The sequence below is a fragment of the uncultured Bradyrhizobium sp. genome (genome assembly GCF_947648125.1).
In the GTDB taxonomy this organism is placed as follows: domain Bacteria; phylum Pseudomonadota; class Alphaproteobacteria; order Rhizobiales; family Xanthobacteraceae; genus Bradyrhizobium.
The window spans coordinates 29,723-54,631 of record NZ_CANSMR010000029.1 but is presented as its reverse complement, the minus strand read 5'-3'; the positions used below and the strand labels follow the sequence as shown (position 1 = coordinate 54,631).

15 protein-coding genes are annotated in these 24,909 nt (G+C 65.5%); 8 read left to right on the top strand and 7 right to left on the bottom strand.

Features of this window, described 5'->3' with window-relative positions; translation table 11 throughout:
• Positions 1 to 11: 11 nt before the first annotated feature.
• Entirely contained in the window at positions 12 to 476 is a 465-nt protein-coding gene (locus Q0030_RS33230; protein WP_298377023.1) for a hypothetical protein, read from the bottom strand.
• A 487-nt stretch (positions 477 to 963) separates the two neighbouring features.
• Between Q0030_RS33230 and Q0030_RS33225 the strand changes: the two genes are divergently transcribed.
• The 7 genes from Q0030_RS33225 (at position 964) to ligD (ending at position 12,028) form a co-directional block, all read left to right on the top strand.
• Complete coding sequence (locus tag Q0030_RS33225) at positions 964 to 1,053, top strand: K(+)-transporting ATPase subunit F (protein WP_016846764.1); 90 nt, start codon at positions 964 to 966, stop codon at positions 1,051 to 1,053.
• A 118-nt stretch (positions 1,054 to 1,171) separates the two neighbouring features.
• Positions 1,172 to 2,875, top strand: a complete 1,704-nt coding sequence (gene kdpA, locus Q0030_RS33220; RefSeq protein ID WP_298377020.1) for a potassium-transporting ATPase subunit KdpA — start codon at positions 1,172 to 1,174, stop codon at positions 2,873 to 2,875.
• A gap of 24 nt (positions 2,876 to 2,899) precedes the next feature.
• Positions 2,900 to 5,011, top strand: a complete 2,112-nt coding sequence (gene kdpB / locus Q0030_RS33215) for a potassium-transporting ATPase subunit KdpB (RefSeq protein WP_298377018.1) — start codon at positions 2,900 to 2,902, stop codon at positions 5,009 to 5,011.
• A 112-nt stretch (positions 5,012 to 5,123) separates the two neighbouring features.
• The gene (locus Q0030_RS33210) at positions 5,124 to 5,729 is read left to right on the top strand and encodes a K(+)-transporting ATPase subunit C (RefSeq protein WP_298377014.1); all 606 of its coding nucleotides are present in this window, start codon (positions 5,124 to 5,126) and stop codon (positions 5,727 to 5,729) included.
• Positions 5,730 to 5,768: 39 nt separating this feature from the next.
• Positions 5,769 to 8,480 carry a sensor histidine kinase KdpD gene (locus Q0030_RS33205; RefSeq protein WP_298377011.1) on the top strand — a complete coding sequence of 904 codons (2,712 nt, stop codon included), beginning with the start codon at positions 5,769 to 5,771 and terminating at the stop codon, positions 8,478 to 8,480.
• Positions 8,477 to 9,166 (top strand): response regulator transcription factor, encoded by a 690-nt coding sequence (locus Q0030_RS33200; RefSeq protein ID WP_298377007.1) that lies wholly within the window; start codon positions 8,477 to 8,479, stop codon positions 9,164 to 9,166. Before Q0030_RS33205 ends, Q0030_RS33200 begins: the two co-directional genes overlap by 4 nt.
• Positions 9,167 to 9,397: 231 nt before the next feature.
• On the top strand, positions 9,398 to 12,028 hold the full coding sequence (gene ligD / locus Q0030_RS33195) for a DNA ligase D (protein WP_298377003.1): 2,631 nt from the start codon (positions 9,398 to 9,400) through the stop codon (positions 12,026 to 12,028).
• Positions 12,029 to 12,196: 168 nt separating this feature from the next.
• Here the strand turns inward: ligD and Q0030_RS33190 are convergent, their stop codons facing one another.
• On the bottom strand, positions 12,197 to 12,361 hold the full coding sequence (locus tag Q0030_RS33190) for a DUF3309 family protein (RefSeq protein ID WP_298377000.1): 165 nt from the start codon (positions 12,359 to 12,361) through the stop codon (positions 12,197 to 12,199).
• A gap of 164 nt (positions 12,362 to 12,525) precedes the next feature.
• Between Q0030_RS33190 and Q0030_RS33185 the strand changes: the two genes are divergently transcribed.
• Entirely contained in the window at positions 12,526 to 12,834 is a 309-nt protein-coding gene (locus Q0030_RS33185; RefSeq protein WP_298376997.1) for a polyhydroxyalkanoic acid system family protein, read from the top strand.
• 9 nt (positions 12,835 to 12,843) lie between these two features.
• Here the strand turns inward: Q0030_RS33185 and treY are convergent, their stop codons facing one another.
• Genes treY through treS form a run of 5 tightly spaced genes read right to left on the bottom strand, consistent with a single transcriptional unit; the run spans position 12,844 to position 24,908 of the window.
• Entirely contained in the window at positions 12,844 to 15,627 is a 2,784-nt protein-coding gene (gene treY, locus Q0030_RS33180; RefSeq protein ID WP_298376995.1) for a malto-oligosyltrehalose synthase, read from the bottom strand.
• Positions 15,628 to 15,631: 4 nt separating this feature from the next.
• Positions 15,632 to 17,386 carry a malto-oligosyltrehalose trehalohydrolase gene (treZ, locus tag Q0030_RS33175; RefSeq protein ID WP_298376993.1) on the bottom strand — a complete coding sequence of 585 codons (1,755 nt, stop codon included), beginning with the start codon at positions 17,384 to 17,386 and terminating at the stop codon, positions 15,632 to 15,634.
• Positions 17,383 to 19,455: a glycogen debranching protein GlgX gene (gene glgX, locus Q0030_RS33170; protein ID WP_298376990.1), complete on the bottom strand. Its 2,073-nt coding sequence runs from the start codon at positions 19,453 to 19,455 to the stop codon at positions 17,383 to 17,385. Before glgX ends, treZ begins: the two co-directional genes overlap by 4 nt.
• A gap of 3 nt (positions 19,456 to 19,458) precedes the next feature.
• Positions 19,459 to 21,606: a 1,4-alpha-glucan branching protein GlgB gene (gene glgB / locus Q0030_RS33165; RefSeq protein WP_298376986.1), complete on the bottom strand. Its 2,148-nt coding sequence runs from the start codon at positions 21,604 to 21,606 to the stop codon at positions 19,459 to 19,461.
• The gene (gene treS, locus Q0030_RS33160; RefSeq protein WP_298376984.1) at positions 21,603 to 24,908 is read right to left on the bottom strand and encodes a maltose alpha-D-glucosyltransferase; all 3,306 of its coding nucleotides are present in this window, start codon (positions 24,906 to 24,908) and stop codon (positions 21,603 to 21,605) included. Before treS ends, glgB begins: the two co-directional genes overlap by 4 nt.
• Position 24,909 lies beyond the last annotated feature (1 nt).

Genomic DNA, 24,909 nt, shown 5'->3' with positions numbered 1-24,909 from the left:
CGGCGCCGCCATCAGCCGATATTGTCGACGAACAGCGGCTCGTAGAGCGGGCTGGCGTTGCGACGGACGGTCGGGACGCTGGTGCGGTTCTCGGGCGTCGAGATCCGCTGCGCCTCGACGAAGCCGCTAAGAATCGCGAGCGCGAGATCCACATGGCGGGTTTCGATCGACTGGTCGAGCCAGTCGGGCAACTCGCGTTCGCGCGACAGCGCGCAGTACCACTCGCCCTCGTCATAGACCAGGCGGCGGATCTGCCATTGCGGCAGCTCGAGGTCAAGCAGCGCGATCGCTGCATCAGTCCAGGCGCCGGACTGGATCAGGCGCTCGACACGGGCGCTCTTGCCGCTCTGTCCAGTCGAGGGAAAACGCCGGCAGGTCTGGCTGATGATGTCGGCCATGAACTCGGCGGTGACAGTGTAGGCGTCGCGCAGCCGGTCGCCCAGGTCGCCGGAGGTGTGTTGGGATAGCACTGACATGACGTCGTCTCGTCGAAGCACGGCCCAAGGTATTGGCCGCAGGCTCAAAATGGCCGGACCGCCATTTGAAAACGAGATGAGGCGAGGGGTGGAGATATAGGGATTCCATAAGGATGGAACACCTGTCGTCCTGGCGAAAGCCAGGACCCATTACCACTGCCGTCGATTGCAGGCTCAATGTCTATCCGCGTGCCGTTTCCTGAAGCCGCGGCGTACGGGTCCTGGCTTTCGCCAGGACGACGGCGGAGACCGGATCGCCACTTATAGGATTCCTATAACGTCCTTATGCGCCACCTCTCGAAAACCTATGCCTCGGATGGCACCTCACCCGTCATCCGGCGCGGCGCCCTTATACGGTCGTCCCGCGCCCCTCGGATGCATAGGAGTCTCTCATGATGGACATTCTCATGGCGGCGCTCGCGATCGGCTTCTTCGCGGCCGGCATCGGCTACGCCTACGCCTGCGAACGGCTGTAAGGGAGGCGGCGATGATCTTCGATTACTCGCTCGCTGGCCTCGTCTCGCTCGGCCTGCTGTTCTACCTCACCTACGCATTGCTGCGGCCCGAACGCTTCTAGGCGGCTCGGATGCTCGCGCTTTGCACAATTCTGTTCGCCGACGCGGTGCTGACCGGGCTGTTGCTCGGGATGCTCGCGTCGCTGCTGCGCTTCGCACCCATTCGAAAGGTATGACGCAATGACCGTCATCGGCTGGATTCAAATTATTCTGTTTTGCGCGATCGTGGTCGCGCTGGTCAAGCCGCTCGGCTGGTACATGACCCGCGTGTTCAACGGCGAGCACACCTTCCTCTCGCCCGTGCTGCGCCCGGTCGAGCGCGGCATCTACTGGGTCGGCGGCGTCGACGAGCGGCGCGAGCAGCACTGGCTGACCTATACGGTTGCCATGCTCCTGTTCCATGTCGGCGGCTTCGCCCTCATTTACGGCCTGATGCGGCTGCAGGCGGTGCTGCCGTTCAACCCGGCCGGCCAGACCGCGGTATCAGAGGATCTCTCCTTCAACACCGCGATCTCCTTCATCACCAACACCAACTGGCAGAACTACGGCGGCGAGAGCACGCTGTCCTATCTGGTCCAGATGCTGGGCCTGACCCACCAGAACTTCCTGTCGGCGGCGACCGGCATCGCGCTGGCGATGGCGCTGATCCGCGGCTTCACTCGTTCGTCGATGCGCACGGTCGGCAATTTCTGGGTCGACGTCACGCGCTGCACGCTCTACGTCCTGCTGCCGATCTGCATCGTCTATGCGCTGTTCCTGGTCTCGCAGGGCATGCCGCAGACGCTCGGCGCCTATGTCGACGCCACCACGCTGGAAGGCGGCAAGCAGACCATCGCGCTCGGGCCGGTGGCATCGCAGGTTGCGATCAAGATGCTCGGCACCAATGGCGGTGGCTTCTTCAACGCCAATGCCGCGCATCCGTTCGAGAACCCGACCGCGCTGTCGAACCTCATCCAGATGGTCTCGATCTTTGCGCTCGGCGCCGCGCTGACCAACGTGTTCGGCCGCATGGTCGGCAATGAGCGCCAGGGCTGGGCCATCCTCGCGGTGATGGGTGTCCTGTTCCTCGCAGGTGTCACCGTAGCGTACTGGTCAGAAGCCAACGGCACCTCGATGTTGCAGGCGCTCGGCCTGACCGGCGGCAACATGGAGGGCAAGGAGGTGCGCTTCGGCATCGTTGCATCCTCGCTGTTCGCCGTGGTCACCACTGCCGCGTCGTGCGGCGCGGTCAATGCCATGCATGACAGTTTCACCGCACTCGGCGGCATGATCCCGCTGATCAACATGCAGCTCGGCGAGATCATCGTCGGCGGCGTCGGCGCCGGTCTCTACGGTATGCTCATCTTCGTGATCATCTCGATCTTCGTTGCAGGCCTGATGGTTGGCCGCACGCCGGAATATGTCGGCAAGAAGATCGAGGCGCGCGAGGTCAAGATGGCGATGCTTGCGATCCTGGTGCTGCCGCTGATGTATCTCGGCTGGACCGCGGTCGGCGTGGTGTTGCCGTCGGCGGTGGCGTCGATGGCCAATGCCGGCCCGCACGGCTTCACCGAGGTGCTGTATGCCTACACGTCCGCGACCGGCAATAACGGCTCGGCGTTCGCGGGCCTCACCGGCAACACCTTCTTCTACAACCTGACGCTCGCCTGCGCGATGTTCGTCGGCCGCTTCTTCATGATCGTGCCGGCGATGGCTATCGCAGGCTCGCTCGCGGAGAAGAAGTCGCACCCGCCGTCTGCCGGCACGTTCCCGACGACCGGCGGGCTGTTCGTCGGCCTCGTCGTCGGCGTCATCCTGATCATCGGCGGCCTCACCTTCTTCCCGGCGCTGGCGCTCGGACCGATCGTCGAGCACCTCGCAATGAACGCCAATACCCTGTTCTGATCGAATTGGACCGGAGTGACCTCCATGGAAACCGCAAAACAACAGAAGCAGGCGAGGGGATCGACAATGCTCGACCCCAAGATCCTGGTGCCGGCGATCAGCTCGGCCTTCGTCAAGCTCGACCCGCGACTGATGGTGAAGAACCCGGTCATGTTTGTGGTCGAGATCGTGGCCACGCTGACCACGGTGATCTTCATCCGTGACCTCGTCACCGGCGGAGCAAACCTCGCCTTCACCTTCCAGATCATTCTCTGGCTCTGGTTCACGGTGCTGTTCGCCAACTTCGCCGAGGCCGTCGCCGAAGGCCGCGGCAAGGCGCAGGCGGAATCGCTGAAGAAGACCCGCACCGACAGCCAGGCCAAGCTGCTCACCGGTACGGACCGGACCTATCGCATGGTGCCGGGCACCTCGCTGAAGGTCGGCGACGTCGTGCTGGTCGAGGCCGGTGACAACATCCCCTCCGACGGCGAGGTGATCGAAGGCGTTGCGTCCGTGAACGAAGCGGCGATCACCGGTGAATCTGCCCCGGTGATCCGTGAATCCGGCGGCGACCGTTCGGCGGTGACCGGCGGCACCCAGGTGTTGTCGGACTGGATCCGCGTTCGCATCACGGCGGCGCAGGGTTCCACCTTCATCGACCGCATGATCAAGCTGGTGGAAGGCGCCGAGCGGCAGAAGACGCCGAACGAGATCGCGCTGAACATCCTGCTGGCCGGCCTCACCATCATCTTCGTGTTCGCGACCGTGACGATCCCGAGCTACGCCGCCTATGCCGGCGGTTCGATCTCGGTCGTGATCCTGGTGGCGCTGTTCGTGACGCTGATTCCGACCACGATCGGTGCGCTGCTGTCGGCGATCGGCATTGCCGGCATGGATCGCCTGGTGCGCTTCAACGTGCTGGCGATGTCCGGCCGTGCGGTGGAAGCTGCCGGCGACGTCGATACGCTGCTGCTCGACAAGACCGGCACCATCACGCTCGGCAACCGCCAGGCGACCGCGTTCCGGCCGATCCGTGGCGTCTCCGAGCAGGATCTCGCCGACGCCGCGCAGCTCGCTTCGCTCGCCGACGAAACGCCCGAAGGCCGCTCGATCGTGGTGCTCGCCAAGGAGAAATACGGTATCCGCGGCCGCGACATGCATGAGCTTGCCGCGACCTTCGTGCCGTTCACGGCGCAGACCCGCATGAGCGGCATCGATGCCGGTGCGTCGTCGGTCCGCAAGGGCGCGGTGGACGCCATCCTCAGCTATGTCGACGGCGGCTCGCCGCGTGCGGTCGCTTCGGGCAATACGGTCCGCGCGGTCGCCACGACAATGAGCGCTGAGGCGCGCGAGATCCAGTCGATCGCCGACGAGATCGCCAAGGCGGGCGGCACGCCGCTGGCGGTCGCCAAGGACGGCAAGCTGCTCGGCGTCGTGCACCTCAAGGACATCGTCAAGGGCGGCATCCGCGAGCGCTTTGCCGAACTGCGCCGCATGGGCATCCGCACCGTGATGATCACCGGCGACAACCCGATGACCGCAGCCGCGATCGCGGCCGAGGCTGGTGTCGACGACTTTCTGGCGCAGGCAACCCCTGAGGACAAGCTCAAGCTGATCCGCGACGAGCAGGCCAAGGGCAAGCTGGTTGCGATGTGCGGCGACGGCACCAACGACGCGCCGGCGCTGGCGCAGGCCGATGTCGGTGTCGCCATGAACACCGGCACGCAGGCCGCGCGCGAGGCCGGCAACATGGTCGACCTCGACTCCAACCCGACCAAGCTGATCGAGGTGGTCGAGATCGGCAAGCAGCTCCTGATGACCCGCGGCGCGCTGACCACGTTCTCGATCGCCAACGACGTCGCGAAGTACTTCGCGATCATCCCGGCGATGTTCCTCGCGTTCTATCCGCAGCTTCAGGTGCTGAACATCATGCACCTGACGAGCCCGCAGAGCGCGATCCTGTCGGCGATCATCTTCAACGCGCTGATCATCATCGCGTTGATCCCGCTGTCGCTGAAGGGCGTCAAGTACCGTGCGGTCGGTGCCGGCGCGCTGCTCAGCCGCAACCTGATGATCTACGGCTTAGGGGGCATCATCATTCCGTTCATCGGCATCAAGGCGATCGACCTCATCGTCGCCGCCCTGGGCCTGGCTTAACCAGAACCGTCATTGCGAGCGGAGCGAAGCAATCCATCTGTCCGCGAAGAAAGTGTGGATTGCTTCGTCGCTTCGCTCCTCGCAATGACGACCTAGAATTCGGAGACCTATCATGTTGAGAGAAATCCGCCCCGCCATCCTCGTGCTGGTCCTTTTGACCGCGATCACGGGACTGGCCTATCCGCTTGCCATCACCGGAATCGCCGGCGTCATCTTTCCGCGACAGGCGCAAGGCAGCCTGATCGAGAAGGACGGCAAGGTGATCGGCTCTGCCCTGATCGGGCAGGAGTTCAAGGAGGACAAGTACTTCCACGGCCGGCCGTCGGCGACGGTCGCGCCGGATCCGAATGATGCCTCCAAGACCGTGCCGGCGCCTTACAACGCGGCCAATTCCGGCGGCTCCAACCTCGGCCCGACCAGCAAGGCGCTCAACGACCGGGTCAAGGAAGATGTCGAGAAGCTGAAGGCGGAGAATCCAACTGCCAGCGTGCCGGTCGATCTCGTGACCACGTCCGCCAGCGGCCTCGATCCCGACATCTCGCCGGACGCCGCGCTGTTCCAGGTGCCGCGGGTGGCCAAGGCGCGCAGCATGTCCGAGGACGCGGTGCGCGAGCTGGTGACGCAGAACACGCAGGGCCGCTTCGCCGGCGTGATCGGTGAGCCCCGCGTTAACGTTCTTGCGCTCAACCTGGCGCTCGACGCGGCAAAGGCGAAATAGGGGAGTAGGCCCGCTCTCGCAGGATGACTATATTGCGGTATGGCCAATCAGCGTGACCCCAACAAACGACCCTCGCCGGATGCGCTGCTCGAGGCGGCGCGCCGGGAGACCGATCGATCGGGGCGGCTGAAGATCTTCATCGGCGCCGCGCCCGGCGTCGGCAAGACCTACGAGATGTTGCAGAGCGCCCACGCCCGCCTCAAGGCGGGCGTCGACGTCGTGGTCGGTGTCGTCGAAACCCACGGACGGGTGGAGACCGAGGCGCTGCTCAGGGGTCTCGAGGTGATACCGCGGAAGCGGCTGGCCTATCGCGACCAGACGCTCGAGGAGATGGACCTCGACGCCCTGATCGCGCGGCGGCCGCAACTCGCGCTGGTCGACGAGCTCGCCCATACCAATGCCCCGGGCAGCCGGCATCCCAAGCGTTATCTCGACGTCGAGGAATTGTTGTCGCACGGCATCGACGTCTACACCGCGATCAACATCCAGCACATCGAGAGCCTCAACGATGTCGTCGCGCAGATCACCCATGTGCGGGTGCGCGAGACGGTGCCCGACTCGGTGGTCGATCGCGCCGATGCGATCGAGCTGATCGACCTCACGCCCGACGACCTGATCCAGCGCCTGAAGGAGGGCAAGGTCTATGTGCCCCGGCAGGCCGAACGGGCGCTGGAGCACTATTTCTCGCCGGGCAATCTGACCGCACTGCGCGAGCTGGCGCTGCGCCGCACTGCCGAGCGAGTCGACGAGCAGCTGCTCACCCACATGCAGGCCAATGCGATCCAGGGGCCTTGGGCCGCCGGTGAGCGCATTCTGGTTTGCCTGAGCGAGGATCCGCGCGCGGCCGGCCTCGTGCGCTACACCAAGCGCCTGGCCGACCGGCTGCATGCGCAATGGACCGCGGTCAGCATCGAGACGCGGCGCAGCCTGCAACTGAGCGACGAGCAGCGCGACCGGCTTGCCGACACCATGCGGCTTGCGGAATCGCTCGGTGGCGAGGCGCTGACCCTTCCCGGCGTCGGCCGCCGCATCGCCGACGACGTCATCAATTTCGCCCAGGCCAACAACGTCACCCAGATCATCATCGGCAAGTCGACGCGCTCGCGCTGGTTCGAGCTGACGCGCGGATCGGTGGTGCACGATCTGGTGCGCCGTGCCGGCAATATCAGCGTCAACGTGATCGCCGGCGACGAGCTGCCGGTCGGCAAGGCTGCGGTGCAGACCGCGCAGCGGCAGGAGCCGTTCAACCCGCGGCCGTATCTGATGGCGCTGCTGCTGACTGCCGTCGGGCTCGGCGCGGCCAAGCTGATCCAGCCGTTCTTCGGCATCGAGAATGTCGACCTCGTGTTCATCACCGCGGTGGTCGGCGCCGCGGCGCGCTATGGCCTGTGGCCGTCGCTGCTGGCGAGCGTCGCTGCCTCGCTGTGCTACAACTTCTTCTTCCTGCCACCGGTCTATACTTTCACCATCACCGATCCGACCAACGTCGCGGCGTTTTTCTTCTTCATGCTGATCGCGCTCTTGGTCTCCAACGTCGCGGCGCGGGTGCGCACCCAGGCCGACACCGCGATCGGCCGCGTCCGCACCACCGAGTCGCTCTATGCGTTCAGCCGCAAGCTCGCCGGCACCGCGACGCTCGACGACGTGTTGTGGGCGACCGCCTACCAGATCGCCCTGATGCTGAAGGTGCGCGTGGTGCTGCTGTTGCCGGAGGGCGGGATGCTGACCGTCAAGAGCGGCTATCCGCCCGAAGACCAGCTCGATCAGGCCGATCTGGCCGCCGCCAACTGGGCCTGGGGCAACGATCGCCCGGCCGGCCGCGGCTCGGACACGCTGCCGGGCGGCAAGCGATTGTTCTTGCCGATGCGCACCGGCCGCGGCCCGATCGGCGTGATCGGCATCGACGACGACCGCACCGGGCCGCTGTTGACGCCGGACCAGCGCCGGCTGCTCGATGCGCTGGTCGACCAGGGCGCGCTTGCGATCGAACGCGTGCTGCTGGTCGAGGACATGGATCGCGTCAAGCGCACGGTCGAGTCCGATCGGCTGCGCGGCGCGCTCTTGACCTCGATCTCGCACGACCTCAAGACGCCGCTCGCCTCGGTGCTCGGCTCGGCCTCGGCGCTGCGCGATCTCGGCGCCAGCCTGAGCGATGCCCAGAAGCATGATCTGCTCGCGACCGTGATCGACGAATCCGAGCGGCTCAATCGTTTCATCGCCAATCTCTTGGACATGACCAAGCTGGAATCCGGCGCGATCGTGCCGAACACCGCGCGGCACGATGTCGGCGAGATCGTCGGCAGCGCGCTACGCCGCGCCGCCAAGATCCTGGTGCATCACCGGGTGTCGCTGGAGCTTGCGGCCGACCTGCCGATGCTGGAGCTCGACGCCGTGCTGTTTGAGCAGGTGCTGTTCAATTTGCTCGACAACGCCGCCAAATACGCCCCCTCGGACACCACGATCTCGATCCGCGGCGTGCGCGACCGCGACACCATCGCGTTGCAGATCCTCGATGAAGGCAACGGCATTCCGGCCGCCGAGCTCGAGAGTGTGTTCGACAAGTTCTATCGCGCCGAGAAGGGCGACCATGTCCGCCCCGGCACGGGTCTTGGCCTTGCGATCTCGCGCGGCTTCGTCGAGGCGATGCGCGGCACGATCGCGGCGGCCAACCGCTCCGACCGGAGCGGCGCCGTCCTCACCATCCGCCTGCCGATCCCGGCCGACACCAACGCGCTGGACACTGCTGCATGAACGCCACGCCGATCAAAGTCCTGGTCATCGACGACGAGCCGCCGATCCGCAAGTTGCTACGGATGGGCCTGAGCACGCAGGGCTACGACATTCTCGAGGCTTCCAACGGCAAGATCGCGCTGGAAATGCTGGGCGAGGGGCCGGCGTTGATCATCCTTGATCTCGGATTGCCCGATATCCAGGGCCACGACCTCTTGCGCATGATCCGCGGCCGCAACGAGAGCGTCCCGGTCGTGGTGCTGTCGAGCCGCGGCGACGAGGCCGGCAAGGTGCAGGCGCTCGACCTCGGCGCCGACGATTACCTGACCAAGCCGTTCGGCATGGACGAATTGCTGGCGCGGCTGCGCGCCGCATTGCGCCACCAGCTGCAGGTGCAGGGCGAGCGCCCGGTGTTCCGCTCCGGCGATCTCTCGGTCGACCTGGTGCGCCGGATCGTCAAGGTCGGCGACAAGGAGATCAAGCTGTCGCCGAAGGAGTATGACCTGTTGCGCGTACTGGTTCAGCATGCCGGCAAGGTGCTGACCCACCGCTTCCTGCTGAAGGAATTGTGGGACGAATTGACCGATGCGCAATATCTGCGCGTCTATGTGCGCCAGCTCCGGCAGAAGATCGAAGCCGATCCCGAGCGTCCGCAATTCGTGCTGACCGAGACCGGTATCGGCTATCGGCTGCGCGCGGCGGACTAGCGCTCTCCGCTGTCATGCCCCGCGAAGGCGGGGCATCCAGCACGCCGCGGCCTCTCGGCTCAACCACTACGATCTCTGGAATACTGGATCGCCCGGTCAAGCCGGGCGACGACAGTGAACTGAACCTTCACAACCAAACAGCTTGAGTTTGGAACTTGAACGGATACCGTAGGTTTTGGTTCCTGATGGCCGCAGGCTCGCGGCGGCCGTGGTTTGCGCCGAGGCCTGGACGTGTCGCTGAGAAATCTCACCACCTATCGCAAGAAGCGCGACTTCGAGAAGACCAATGAGCCGGCGGGCGACATCAAGGTGGCGCCCGGCAAGCAGCGGCGCTTCGTGATCCAGAAGCATGACGCGACGCGGCTGCACTATGATTTCAGGCTGGAGTTCGACGGCGTTTTCAAGTCCTGGGCGGTGACCCGCGGGCCTTCGCTCGACCCGCATGACAAGCGGCTCGCGGTCGAGGTCGAGGATCATCCGCTCGACTATGGCGATTTCGAAGGCACGATTCCGGCGGGCCAATATGGCGGCGGCACGGTGCAGCTCTGGGATCGCGGCACCTGGGAATCGGACGATCCCGAGCGTGGCTTCAAGAAGGGCGATCTGAAATTCACGCTGCATGGCGACAAGCTGCATGGCAGCTGGGTGCTGGTGCGGATGAAGAACGACCGCTTCGGCGGCAAGCGCACCAACTGGCTGTTGATCAAGCACCGCGATGAATATGCCGTTGATGGCAACGGCGAAGCGATCCTGAACGAGGACCGCTCGGTCGCCTCCGGCCGTTCGATGGCAGAGATCGCAGCCGGCAAGGGCCGCGCACCGAAGCCGTTCATGCTGGCCAAGGGCAACGGCAAGGCCAAAGCAGATGCGGTCTGGCAGTCCAATCACGGCATGGCCGCGGATGCGCGCGCCAGGACCAAGGCGCCGGCGCTCCAAGAAAAATTGAAGGCGCAATTGAAGTCGAGGCCGAAGGCGCAACCGAAGCAGGTGACGGAGATGCCGGACTTCGTCACCCCGCAGCTCTGTGCCGCGGTCGAGAGCCCGCCGAATGGCGCGGGCTGGTGCCACGAGATCAAGTTCGACGGCTATCGCGTGCAGCTCCGCATTCAGGATGGCGAGGCCGTGGTGAAGACCCGCAAGGGGCTCGACTGGTCCGACAAGTTCGGTGCGATCGTGAAGGAGGCCGGCAAGCTGCCGGATGCGCTGATCGACGGCGAGATCGTCGCGCTCGGCGAGGGCGGCATGCCGCATTTCTCGACGTTGCAGGCCGCGCTCTCCGACGGCAAGACCGACCAGCTGATCTTCTATGCGTTCGATCTGCTGTTTGCCGGCAATGAGGATCTCCGCCCGTTGCCGCTCGCCGAGCGCAAGGCGCGGCTGCAGGCGCTGCTCGCGGCGCGCAAGGGCAAGAATCCGCTGATCCGCTATGTCGAGCATTTCGAGGAGCGCGGCGACGCCGTGCTGGATTCCGCGCGCAAGCTCGGGCTGGAAGGCATCGTCTCCAAACGTCTCGACGGCGCCTACCGCTCCGGCCGCTCGGACGACTGGACCAAGGCAAAGATCCGCGCCGGCCACGAGGTGGTGATCGGCGGCTGGAAGACCACCAACGGCAAATTCCGCTCGCTGATGGCCGGCGTTTATCGCGGCGACCAACTCGAGTTTGTCGGCATTGTCGGCACCGGCTTCGGCCAGGACACCGTCCGCCGCATCATGCCGGCGCTGAAGGCTGCGGCGTCCGACACCAGTCCGTTCGGCGGCAAGGACGCGCCCAAGAAGACCCGCGATGTGCACTGGCTGAAGCCCGAACTCATCGCCGAGATCGAGTTCGCCGGCTGGACTGACGCCGGCAACATCCGCCAGGCGGCGTTCAAGGGCCTGCGTCAGGACAAGCCGGCGCATGAGGTCGAGGCCGAGCGGCCGGTCGTAACCAGAGTGGTGAAGCCGATGGCGAAAGGAAAGTCCAGCGAGGTGATGGGCGTCGCCATCTCGCATGCCGACAAGGCATTGTGGCCCGACGCCGGCGACGGCGCGCCGGTGACCAAGCTCGATCTCGCCAACTATTTCGAGGCGGTCGGCGCATGGATGATCGGCTACCTCAAGGGCCGGCCATGCTCGATCGTGCGTGCGCCTGATGGGATCAAGGGCGAGACCTTCTTCCAGCGCCACGCGATGGCCGGCACGTCGAAGCTCCTCAAGCTCGCCAAGGTCTCCGGCGACCGCAAGCCCTATCTGCAGATCGACCAGGTCGAGGGCCTGGCCGCGGTCGCGCAGCTCGGTGGCCTCGAGCTGCATCCCTGGAATTGCGCGCCGGATGCCTATGACACGCCGGGCCGGCTGGTGTTCGATCTCGATCCCGCGCCCGACGTCGCGTTCTCCGACGTGATCGACGCGGCCAAGGACATGCGCCAGCGGCTGACTGCGGTCGGTCTCGAGAGCTTCTGCAAGACCACCGGCGGCAAGGGCCTTCATGTCGTGGCGCCGCTGCTCGCAGGCAGCAGGGACAAGGTGACCTGGAAGGAGGCCAAGGCGTTCGCGCAAGCGATCTGCCAGTGGATGGTGCAGGATGACCCCGAGCGCTATCTGATCAACATGTCCAAGGCCAAGCGCACCGGAAAGATCTTCCTCGACTATCTGCGCAACGACCGGCTCTCGACCGCGGTCGCGGTGCTGTCGCCGCGGGCGCGTTCGGGCGCGACGGTGTCGATGCCGCTGACCTGGAGCCAGGTGCGCGGCGACCTCGATCCGAAGAAATATACGGTGCGGTCGGTGCCGGCGCTGCTCGCGAAGAGCAAGGCGTGGGGCGGCTATGAGGATGCGGCCTCGTCGATCAAGGCGGCGATCAAGAAGCTCGCGGCGCAGTGAGAAGCGTCAGGAGAGCGTTCTCCCCGTCATACCCCGCGAAAGCGGGGTATCCAGTACGCCGCGGCCTATCGGTTCAATCATCGGCGCCTCTGGAATACTGGATCGCCCGCTTTCGCGGGCGATGACGTTCGTAGCGGCGGTGATGGCGCGCTACACCACGCCCCGGCGCTACAGGCGTCCCAGCAGCAGCAGGATCAGCAGGATCACGATCACGAGGCCGAGGCCGCCGCCGCCGTAGTAGCCGGTGCCGTAGAACGGTCCGCCGCCAACGCCGCTGAAGCCGCCAAGCAGCGCAATGACCAGAATGATAAGAATGATCGTTCCAAGTGACATCTCAGTCCTCCTCAACCCGTGGGCCTGTCGTCTCTGCCCTTCGGGGGAGGAAACCACCCGCAACTATGAAGGTTCCGGTTTGAGCGGCGCGATAAAACTGTGTGATCTTCCATTTGCGGTGGAACAGAACTACATGAGCGGAATCCATGGAGGAGTGCACCGCGATGTCGGCTCCGCTGATTGTCTCGATTCCCCACAGCCTCGGCCGCGACGAAGCGATGCGCCGCCTGAAAACAGGCCTGTCGCGCGCAGCGGCGAACGTGCCTGTCATGAGCGTCGACGAAGAGCGCTGGGAGAATAACCGCATGAGCTTCCGCGTCCGCGCGCTGGGGCAGGTCGCGGCCGGACATCTCGATGTCGAGGATAGCCATGTGCGCCTGGAGGTGACGCTGCCGTGGCTGCTGCAACGCTTCGCCGAAGTCGCGCAGGTAGCCATTCAGAAGAGCGGGCAGTTGCTGCTGACCAAGCGCTGACGCGCGACGCTAACCGTGTGCGCGCACACGCCTAGCGGCGTGCTTGGCGCCCGCCGTGGTCTTCGCCTTCAGCACCGCGACCGGCAGTCTGGCGAACAGCGTCGAGAGCTGAATCCGGCTGTCGCCACCCGGGAGTGCATATCCGGTCAGGTCGATCTCGCCTTCAAACGCCTCAGCGCGCGGCCAGTGCCGTCCGCCCTGCGTGAACGGGGCAAATGATTTCGCCACCGCGACGATGATCGCCTCGCGGCCGTGGCGCCGCGCGAAGGTGATGACATGATCGCGATGTGGGCCGCTGACCGTGAGCGGCTGGTAGTCGCCGCTGGTGAAGACCTCGGGCAGCTCGTTGCGCAGCCGCAGCAGATGCCGCGTCCATGCGAACTTCAGGCGGCCATCGCGCCAGCTCTGCGCCAGTGCCTCCCAATCCGGCGCCTCCAGCGCGGTGAGCAGTTCCGCGCGTGCGGCAAAGTCGACCGGACGACGGTTGTCGGGGTCGACCAGCGATAGATCCCAGCTTTCGGTGCCCTGGTAGAAGTCCGGCACGCCCGGCATCGTCGCCTTCAGGGTGATCTGGCTCAGCGAGTTCAGCGCGCCGATCAGCGCGGTGCGCTCTGCCAGCGTCTCCAGCGCATCGAGGAATTCCGGCGAGGCCTTGCGATCGAGGATCCGCGCGATGAAGGTTTTCACGCCCGCCTCGTAAGGCTCGTGCGGATTGAGCCAGCTCGTTTCCTGCTTGCCCTCGCGCGCGGCCTTCAGGGCAAAGGCCTGGATGCGCCCGACCAGCGATTTGTCATCCGGATCCCAGGCGCCGAGCAGGGCCTGGTACAGCATGTATTCGAATGTCGCCGACGGGGCGCGCGTCTCGCCGTCGAGCTCCAGATGCGGCGCGTTCAGAACCTTCCAGCGCGCCACTGCGCTGGTCCATTCGCCGGGGATCTCCGCAAGCGCCATGATCCGGGCGCGGGCGTCCTCGCCGCGCTTGGTGTCGTGGGTCGCGGTCGCCGTCATGCCGTGCGGCCATTCACGGACGCGGGTCTGCATCATGGTATGGAAGGTCTCGGGCGCGATTGCGCTCGCCGCCGGATCGCCGCCGACCTCGTTCAGCGCGAGCAGGCGGTGATAGCGATAGAAGGTCGTATCCTCCAGCGACTTTGCCATCATCGGCCCGGTGAATTGCTGCACCTTCAGCGCGAAGCGCCGGACCCGCGGCGCACTGTGCGGCGGCCGGCCGGGCTTCAGGAGGTCCATAGTCAGGGCATCGCGCAGGAAGTCGAAGATGCCTTCGTCGGCGGCGAACCAGTCGGCGCGGGCGCGCTCGATGGTCACGCTGATCAGCGCGCGGTCATGCGCGGCTGGTCCCGAGGCGGTGAGATAGGTGCGATAGACCGGGAAGTGCAGCACATAGAGCTCAAGCGCCTGCCGCAGGCTGTCGGCGGAGAAGTCGCGGGTCGAATAGTGCCCGCTGGCAATGCGGGCGAGCAGCCGCGCCAGCACGGTGAATTCGCTGGTCAGCAAGGTCTCCAGCACACGACGCTTGGCCTCGCGCAGCACCGGCGTCAAGTTCGGCGACTGGTTGCTGATCTGGCGCCAGATCTCGTTGAGCGGATCGAGCCCACTGCCGTCGACCAGCAGCTGGCTGATCGTGTTCATCCATTCATAGCCGGTGGTGCCGTGGACGCCGCTGAATTTCGTCAGCCTCTCGTCCTCGCCGAGGATCTTCTCGATCACCATGTAGAACGGCTTTGCCGTGGCGCCCTGCGCGATACGGATCAGGCGGCGTAGGCGCTGGAAGTATTGGGCGGGATCGCGCAGGCCGTCGATATGGTCGAGCCGCAGGCCCTGCAGCCGGTCTTCCGCGATCAGCCGCTTCACGAGACTGTGGCTCGCCTCGAACGTGGCGGCGTCCTCGACCCTGAGGCCGGCCAGGGTGTTGACGTCGAAGAAGCGACGATAGTTGATGTCGCTGGAAGCAAGCCGCCAGTGGCCGAGCTTGTAGTGCTGGCGTTCCAGAAGATGATGCAGCGCCAGCGTCTGGGTGGGCCGGTCCTCACTGGTGCGATAGGCATCGAGCCCGCGCGCGATGATCTCGGCACTGCCCTCGATCGCCTGGATCGCGGCCTTCAGGGCCGGCGCTTCGTTGCGGTTCGGGTGACGTAGCCCGCGATACCTGGCGGCGAGTTCGAGCATCGCCCGTCCGGCAGTGCTGTTGTCCGCACCGGCCTCACGGACGATGGTCCGCAGCACCTCGCCATAGCGCTCCGGCGCGATCGGCAGGCGGTGCTCGAAATACCAGGCGGAGAAGCTGCCTTCGCTCGCGTCGTAGCGCAGCTCGATCTCGCCGCGCTCCAGCGCCTGACCGTAGGACGAGCCGAGGATCGGCAGCAGCACGCCGCCGCGCGCGCGATAGGGCAAGAGGTCCCAGTCGATATCGAAGGAGACCGCGTGCGGTGAGACCGGTCCCCATTCCAGCACGTCGAGCCACCACGGATTGTCAGCAAAATGCACGCCGACATGGTTCGGCACGAAATCCAGGATCAGGCCAAGGTCGCTCTGCTTCAGCGCATTGCTGAACCGCGCAAAGCCTTCTTCGCCGCCGAGTTCCGGATTGAATTCGGTGTGGTCGACGACGTCATAGCCGTGGGTCGAGCCCTTGCGCGCCTTCATGAACGGCGAGGCATAGACATGACTGATGCCGAGCGCCTTCAGATACGGAGCCACGGCGGCGGCGGCATCGAAGTCGAAATCGGCAGTGAGTTGCAGTCGGTAGGTCGCGATCGGGATCGCCGGAGGCATTGTGCTATCCGATGTGCCAGCGCACCGCCCAGCCGGGGAGGTCGCTCGACAACGCGGCGCCCCAGATCGCAGTTCCCTTCGCTTCCGTTGCGCCGGTGATATCCCGATCCGACAGATTGGCCGCCAGCCACAGCGTGCGGCCGTCGCCCATCCGCCAATGCGCGGTCAAGAGATCGCCCGTGACGCGGTCACCTCCGAAGCGTGCCCCGATGAGGTGCGGCGTGATCTCGCGCTGGCGCACGGCGAGCAGGTCGCGCACCAGCGCGAGTCGTGCGCGGGCGGGATCGTGGCCAAGCGCCGCCCAGTCGAGCACGGCCGATCGTGCCGTCGCCTCGGCAAGCGGGTCGGGAATGTCGTCGCCATATTTGGCATAGGCCCAGGCGAATTCCTTGCGTCGCCCGGCGCGGACGGCGTTGGCGAGGTCGCCCTTGAAATCGCAGAAGAACGGGAAGGGCGTCGTCGCGCCCCATTCCTCGCCCATGAACAGCAACGGCGTGGTCGGCGCGATCAGCGTGACCGCCAGCGTCGCCTCGATCGCCTCCGGCTTTGCAACGCTCTCGAGACGATCGCCGAGCGGCCGGTTGCCGATCTGGTCGTGGTTCTGCAGGAAGTTGATGAAGCAGGTTGGCGACAGCGCGCCGCTCGGCTCGCCGCGGGCCTTGCCGCCCCAAAACGCCGAGACTTCGCCCTGGTAGATGTAGCCAGACGACAGCGCTCGTGCGAGGTCCTGCTTCGGCGCGCGGTAGTCGCCGTAGTAGCCCTGGGTTTCTCCGGTCAGCAGCACATGCCAGGCGTGATGATAGTCGTCGTTCCACTGGCCGCGGAATTTGCCGCGCGGCGGGTCTTCGGCGGCATCGAGCAGGCTTGCAATGTTGTCGCCGTTCTCGAGCACGAGGTTGATCTGCCGGCCGGTCTCCATGGCGAGCTTGCCGGCAGCCTTGCTGAAGTCATGCAGGATGGAGATTTCGCCGGCTTCGACGATGGTGTTGACCGCGTCGAACCGCAGCCCGTCGAAACGATAGTCGCGCAGCCAGCTGACCACGCTGCCGATCGCAAACGCGCGCACCTCGGGCACGCGATAATCGATCGCGCTGCCCCATGGCGTATGCGCGTCGCTGAAGAAGGTGGGCGCATAGCGGCCGAGGTAATTCCCCTCGGGTCCGAAATGGTTGTAGACCACGTCGAGCATCACCATCAGCCCGCGCAGATGCGCCTCGTCGATCAGGGCCTTGAGGTCTTCGGGGCGGCCATAGGCGCTGTCGGGCGCGTACCACAGCACGCCGTCATAACCCCAGTTGCGCTTGCCTGCGAAGTCCGCCAGCGGCATCAGCTCGAGCGCGGTGATGCCGGTTGCCACCAGATGATCGAGCTTGTCGATCATGGCGCGGTAGGTGCCCTCCGGCGTGAAGGTCCCGACATGGGCCTCGAGAATGACGGCCTCATGCCAGGGACGGCCGCGCCAGTCGGTCGCGCGCCATTTGAACGCTGCGTGATCGATCACCTCGCTAGGGCCGAACACGTCGTCCGGCTGGAACGCGGAGGCTGGATCCGGCACATCGACGTCGTCGTCGATGCGGAATTGGTAGCGCGTGCCCGCGCGCGCGCCGGCAATCTCGCCGACGTACCAGCCGGCGGCATCGCGCGTGAGCACATGCGGCTTGTCGAGCAGGAGGTCGACGCGCTTGGCCGCCGGCGCCCAGAGCCGGAAGCGCGCGCCGTCAGCGGTCAGTTCGGGTCCGAAGTGCTGCGCGCTGCTCATGCGGAGCCTGCGAATGCCAGCACCGAGCGCGGCGGTGCCGTGGTGTCGGCGCCGGCTGCAAACTGCTCGGCCGTTTGTTCTGCCTTGGTCGTGTTCAAGACCTGCTGCCAGCTCCTGTATTCCGCCATCCGCGGCATCCTGAACACGATCTCCTGCGGCGCGGCATTGAGCACGATAAAGATCGGCGCCTGCCCTTGTTCCATCGGCCCCAGCACGTAGGCGAGGAACCGGCTTTCCGGGAATTTCCAGTCGGACTCCTTCATCTCCTCCGCTGATGGTGTCAGCCAGAGCACGCCATAGCTGCCGTCGCCGCGGCGGCCGTCGAGCCAGCTCTGGCAGCGGATCTGGCCGAAGCGCTGGCGGAGCGCGGTGAGATGGCCGATGAAGGCGATGGCGTCGTCGTCCGTGCCGAGATTCTCCCAGCCGATCCAGCCGGTTTCGTTGTCCTGGCAGTAGGCGTTGTTGTTGCCGGCTTGTGTGTTGGCGACCTCGTCGCCGGCAAGGATCAGCGGGGTGCCCTGTGCGAGCAGCAGGCAGGCCAGCGCGTTCTTCCTGAGCTGGCGGCGCAGCGCGATGATGGCGGGATCGTCAGTCGGGCCTTCATGGCCGCAATTGTTGCTGTGGTTGTCGTTGGAGCCGTCGCGATTGTCCTCGCCGTTGGCCTCATTGTGCTTCTCGTTGTAGCTGAAGAGGTCGGCGAGCGTGAAGCCGTCATGCACCGTGATGTGGTTGACGCTGGCGCGGGTCGCGCGGTTGTCGTGGTGAAATAGATCCGAGGACGCCGTCATGCGGCCCGAGATGTCGCCGATCAGGCTGCCTTCGCCGCTCCAGTAGCGCCGCATCGCGCTGCGGTAGCGGTCATTCCACTCCGACCATTGCGACGGAAACGCGCCGACCTGGTAGCCGCCGAGACCGAGATCCCAGGGCTCGGCGACCATCTTGGCGGTCGCCAGCACCGGGTCCTGGCGGATCGCGGCGAGAAAGGGATGGTTGCGATCGAACCCGTTCGGTCCGCGCGCCAGCGTCGTCGCGAGATCGAAACGGAAGCCGTCGACATGGCAGACCTCGACCCAGTAACGCAGCGAATCCATCACCATTTGCAGCACGCGCGGATGGGTGAGGTTGACCGAGCTGCCGCAGCCGGTGAAATCGTCGTAGAAGCGCGGGTTCTCGCGGTTCAGCCAGTAATACGAGGCGTTGTCGATGCCGCGGAAGCACAGCGTCGGGCCCATATGGTTGCCCTCGGCGGTGTGGTTGTAGACGACGTCGAGCAGCACCTCGATGCCGGCGTCATGCAGCCGCGCCACCGTGGTGCGGAACGAGTCGAGCGCATTGTCCTGGGCGTAGCGTGCCTCCGGCGCGAAGAAGGCGATGGTGTTGTAGCCCCAGTAGTTCGACAGCTTCTTCTCGACCAGGACACGGTCGTCGATCAGGCCGTGGATCGGCAACAGCTCGATGGTGGTGACGCCGAGCCGCTTGAGGTGATTGATCATCGCCGGCGACGACAGCCCGCCATAGGTGCCGCGCAGGTTCGGCGGCACGTCCTCGCGCTTCTGCGTCAGGCCCTTGACGTGGGCCTCGTAGATGATGGTGTCTTGCCAGGGAACGTGCGGCCGGATCTCGCGGCGGCCCCAGTTGAAGGTCTCGTCGACCACCACGGCCTTCGGCATGCCGCGGGCATTGTCGCGCCGGTCGAACGAGAGGTCCTCGCGTGCGCTACCGGTGCGGTAGGCGAAATGCGCATCGCTCCACACCAGCCGGCCGGCGAGCCGCTTGGCGTAGGGATCGAGCAGCAGCTTGTTGGCGTTGAAGCGGTGGCCGCGCTCCGGCGCGTAGGGCCCGTAGACGCGATAGCCGTAAAGCTGGCCCGGCGAGACGTCGTTGAGATAGCAGTGCCAGACGTCCTCGGTGCGCTCCGGCATCTCGATCCGCTCGAGCTCGCGGCGGCCCTGACCGTCGAACAGGCATAGCTCCACCTTCTCCGCATTTGCCGAGAACAGCGCAAAATTAGTGCCTCTGCCGTCCCAGCTTGCACCGAGCCGTGCGGACGTGCCCCCGGTCAGTCGCATGAATCAGCTTTCCGGTACGAGGAAGATCGCTGCCAGCGGCGGAATGGTCAGGCTTAGCTCGGGCGTGGCGCCCTCCGAGGCGCGGACCTCGCCGATATTGCCGACATTGGTGCCGCCGTAATGCGAGGAATCCGAGTTGAACACCTCGTGCCACTTGCCCGCGAACGGTACGCGGACGCGATAGTTGCGATAGACGTTGGGCGAGAAGTTCAGGACCACGAGGCAGCGGCCGCGCGCATCATTGCCCTTGCGGATCCAGCCGAACACATTGTTGTTGGCGTCGTTGGTGATGACCCATTCGAAGCCGGCCTGCTCGCAGTCGAGCTCGTGCAGCGCCGGCAGCGCGCGATAGAGCCGGTTGAGGTCGCGGACCAGATTCTGGATGCCGCTGTGCCTCGGCTGTTGCAGCAAATGCCAATCGATCGAGTGGTCGTGATTCCATTCGCGCTCCTGGCCGAACTCGCAGCCCATGAACATCAGCTTCTTGCCGGGATGCCCGAACAAGAAGCTGTAATAGGCGCGCAGATTGGCGAAGCGCTGCCAGTCGTCGCCGGGCATGCGGCCGAGGATCGAGCGCTTGCCGTGCACGACCTCGTCGTGGGACAGCGGCAGGATGAAGTTCTCCGAGAAGGCGTAGTGCAGGCCGAACAGGATGTCGCCGTGATGGAATTTGCGGTGGATGGGATCCTTGCCGATGTATTTCAGCGTGTCGTGCATCCAGCCCATATTCCACTTGTAGCCGAAGCCGAGCCCGCCATATTCGACCGGCCGCGATACTTGCGGCCACGCCGTGGATTCCTCCGCCGCCGTCGTCGCCTGCGGAAAATGCGCGAACAGCTCGGTGTTGAAGCGGCGCAGGAAGTCGATCGCCTCGATGTTCTCCCGGCCGCCATATTTGTTCGGGATCCAGCCGCCGGCGGGGCGGCTGTAGTCGAGATAGAGCATCGAGGCGACGGCATCGACGCGCAGCCCGTCGATGCCGTAGCGATCGAGCCAGAACAGCGCGTTCGACACCAGGAAGTTGGTGACCTCGGTGCGCCCGTAATTGTAGATCAGCGTGCCCCAGTCGAGGTGGCGGCCCTGCAACGGGTTGGCGTGCTCGTAGAGCGCGGTGCCATCGAAATTGCCGAGACCATGCGGATCGTCGGGGAAATGTCCGGGGACCCAGTCGAGCAGCACGGCGAGCCCGGCGCCGTGGCAGGCGTCGATCAAGGCGGCGAAATCATCGGGCGAGCCGAAGCGGCTGGTCGGCGCGAACATGCCGGTCGGCTGATAGCCCCAGGAGCCGTCGAACGGATGCTCGGTGATGGGCAGGAATTCGATATGGGTGAAGCCCATGTCGCTGGCGTAGGCCGGAAGCTGCTCCGCCATCTCGCGATAGGTCAGCCACTCATTGCGGCCTTTGCGGCGCCACGAGCCGAGGTGAACCTCGTAGATCGACATCGGCGAGCTCAGCGCGTTGACGCGATCGGGCGCCGGGCGCGGATGCGGGATCTTGCGCTCGTCGATCACGATCGAAGCGGTCTTCGGACGCACCTCGGCGGCGAACGCCAGCGGATCGGACTTCAGCGGCAGATGCTGGCCGTTGCGCCCGATGATCTCGAACTTGTAGTGGTCGCCGACGCGTGCGCGCGGGATGAACAGCTCCCAATAGCCCGGGCCGCGCACCCGCATCGGATGACGCCTGCCGTCCCAGAAATTGAAGTCGCCGACCACGCTGACCCGCCGCGCATTCGGCGCCAGCACCACGAAGCCGATGCCGTCGACGCCGTCGAGCGTCATCGGATGGGCGCCGAGCGTGTCGTAGACGCGCAGATGCGTGCCTTCGCCGAGCAGATAGAGATCGAAATCGCTCAGGATCGGCGGAAAGCGGTAGGCATCCTCCAGTTCGACGACGTTGTCGCCGAAGCGGGCGCGGAGCTGGTAGCGCGTCGAGCCGTTCGGCAAGGGACCTGCGAACAGGCCGGCGTCATGGATCTTGGCCAGCGGCGCCGCCTCGCCATGCTCCCCGATCGCCTCGACATTGCTGGCATCGGGCAGGAAGGCGCGCACGACTTTGCGATCCCCCTCGGCGTGGAGGCCGAGATAGTGGAACGGATCGGAGTGGCGGCCCTCGATGATGGCATAGGCCTCGGCGGGCAGTTTGGTCATGCAACCTCATGCGGCTGTTGGGCCAGGAGTCTCAACAGGCCAGTCAGTGGGACGCGGAGCCAATCCGGCCGGTTGGCCAGCTCATACTCGATCTCGTAGAAGGCTTTCTCAAGCAGGAAAAAGTTGAGCAGGCGATCGGCGGCCCTGGCGTCGGCGGGCCACAGCCGCTGGCCGGCCGTGGTCTCGCGATAGGCCGCCAGCAGGGCATCCGCGGCCTGGTCGCGCCATTCGGCCAGCGCGAGGCTCAGCCTGCCGCTCTCGTCAGGCGCGACCTTGAGGGCCCGTTCCAGCGCGGCAGTCGCGGCATAGTCGATCGAGCGGATCAGGCCAGCGACGTCGCGGGCGGCCGGCGCCTTGCGGCGCCGCTCGGCGATGGTGCGACCCGGTCCGCCGTCGAAATCGATGATGAAAACGTCGTCCTTGACGACCAGCAACTGGCCGAGATGCAGGTCGCCATGGTGGCGGATGCTGAGCCCGTCGGTCTCGCGCGGCAGCAGCGCCTTCAGCCGCTCCGGCAGCAGGTCGTGCTGGGCCTGCAACTGATCGCCCAGCAGCCGGTCGGCCTCTTTCAGGGAGCCGCGCCGCTGCTTCAGCGTGTCGAACACGCGCTCGGCGCGCGCCATGATCTCGTCGTTCCAGCGCTGCAGGTCCTCGGGCCTGGTCGGTTCGGGTGCGAAGTCCGGCAGGTCCCGGTTGCTGGCGAGCGCGATGTGCAGCTCGGCGAGACGCTTTCCGCTGTGCGACAGGTGGCGCAGATAAGTGGCGTGATCGCCGTTCTCCTCCGGATGTTCGCTCGCCGCCAGCAGGCGCTGCCGCTCGACCAGGCGGTCGAGGTGCGCAGCGGCCACGGTCCAGAGATCGCCCTGGTTGACCACCATGGCATGCAGCACCGCGATCGCGCTGCGATTGTCGCCCTCCACCAGTTCCGATGTGCCGAGCAATGCGGGCGTGTTGGGGAAATTGACCACTTCGGTGAGGAAGCGGCCCATCTCGATCTCCGGATTGATGCCGACCTCTAGCTTCCGGTAGATCTTGGTGACGTATTCGTTGTCGACCAGCGCGGTCGAATGCGGTTGATCGTTCTCGAAGACGCGGATCCGCTCCGGCTGCCGCACCGGCCGGTCGGAGAAGCGGCTGGTCGGCCGGAATTCGAGCTTCAGGCCCTGCTCGCCCTCGTCGACCGTGAGGTTTTCCCTGAGATTGCGCAGGAACAGGCCGGTGAAGATCTGGTCGGTGGCAACATCAAGCAGCGTGCCCTCGCGCGCGCCCTGGCGGACCGCGGCAAAGGCGCGCGGATTGTAGCGCTCGCGGTCGAAGCGCACCCATTCGATCTGCATCGGCAGCACGTAGCGGCTGGTGGTGCCGCGCTCCGTGGTTTCGAAGAAGATCAGCCAGGGCCGGTTGTCGCCGATGTCGCAGAACGGGATCGCGGCCACCAGCGTCGGCTGGATCGCCTTCGCGGAATGCTCGGGGTACCAGCGCATGCGGGAGAGATGGCCGGGCAACACGTCGTGCTCGAACACGCCGCGCTCCCGCGCTAGCGACGTCCAGGTCGAACCGAGCGGCACCACCAGCGTCTCGAACTCCGGCACCGCCCGCGGCTTCACCGGCTCGGACTTGTCGCGCTCCTGCAGCTGGAACCAGTAGAAGCCGTAAGGCGCCAGCGTGATCATATAGGGCAGCTCGCCGATCGCCGGGAAGCGCGTGCGTCCGAGCATCTCGAGCGGAATGCGATCCTTGAAGGCGGAGAGGTCGAGCTCGGTGGCCTGGGCCGAGCGGGACAGATTGGCGACGCACAGGATCGCCTCGCCCTGGTACTGCCTGACATAGGCGAGCACCGAGCGGTTCTCCGGGCGGATGAAAGTCATGGTGCCGCGCCCGAAGGCAAGCGTCGACTTGCGCACCGCGATCAGCCGCTTGGTCGCCGACAGCAGCGACGACAGGCTGCGCGACTGCGCCTCGACATTGACCGATTCGTAGCCGTAGACCGGATCCATGATCATCGGCGCGTAGAGCCGCGCCGGGTCGGCGCGCGAGAAGCCGCCGTTGCGGTCCGGCGACCACTGCATCGGCGTCCGCACGCCGTTGCGGTCGCCGAGATAGATGTTGTCGCCCATGCCGATCTCGTCGCCGTAATAGATGATCGGCGTGCCGGGGAACGACAGCAGCAGCGAGTTCATCAGCTCGATCTTGCGCCGGTCATTGTCCATCAGCGGCGCAAGGCGGCGGCGGATGCCGACATTGATCCGGGCACGCGGGTCGTTGGCGTAGGTCGACCACAGATAGTCGCGCTCGACGTCGGTGACCATTTCCAGCGTCAGCTCGTCGTGATTGCGCAGGAACAGCGCCCACTGGGCGGCTGCCGGAATGTCGGGCGTCTGCCTGAGGATGTCGGTGATCGGAAAGCGGTCTTCCTGGGCGATCGCCATGTAGATGCGCGGCATCAGCGGGAAGTGATAGGCCATGTGGCATTCGTCGCCATGGCCGAAATATTCCTGCACGTCCTCCGGCCACTGGTTGGCCTCGGCCAGCAGGATCTTGCCCTTGGCATAGGCGTCGAGCTCCTGGCGCAGCCGCTTGATGATGGCATGCGTCTCCGGCAGGTTCTCGTTGTTGGTGCCGTCGCGCTCGCACAGATAGGGAATGGCGTCGAGCCGGAAGCCGTCGACGCCGGTGTCGAGCCAGCGCTTCATCACCTGCACGATGGCGCGCACCACGCGCGGATTGTCGAAGTTCAGGTCCGGCTGGTGCGAGAAGAAGCGGTGCCAGTAGAACTGGCCGGCTTCCGGATCCCAGGTCCAGTTCGACTTCTCCGTGTCGGTGAAGATGATACGGGTATCGAGGTATTTCTGGTCGGTGTCGCTCCAGACGTACCAGCTGCGCGCGCTCGAATTCGGCGGGCTGCGGCGCGCGCGCTTGAACCAGGCGTGCTGGTCCGAGGTGTGGTTGACGACGAGCTCGGTGATGACGCGCAGGCCGCGCCTCTTGGCCTCCTGGATGAAGCGCTTGAAGTCCTTCATCGTCCCGAAATCGGGATTGATGTCGCCGTAGTCGCCGATGTCGTAGCCGTCGTCGCGGCCGGGCGAGGGGTAGAACGGCAGCAGCCACAGCGCGGTGACGCCGAGCTCCTGCAGATAGCCGAGCTTCTCCGTCAGGCCTGTGAAGTCGCCGATGCCGTCATTGTTGCTGTCGGCGAACGCCTTGACGTGCAGTTGGTAGATGATGGCGTCCTTGTACCACAGCTGGTCCGCGGTCTCGGTCGCGACCTTTGCCTCGCTATTGACGGAGGAGAATACGTTCATG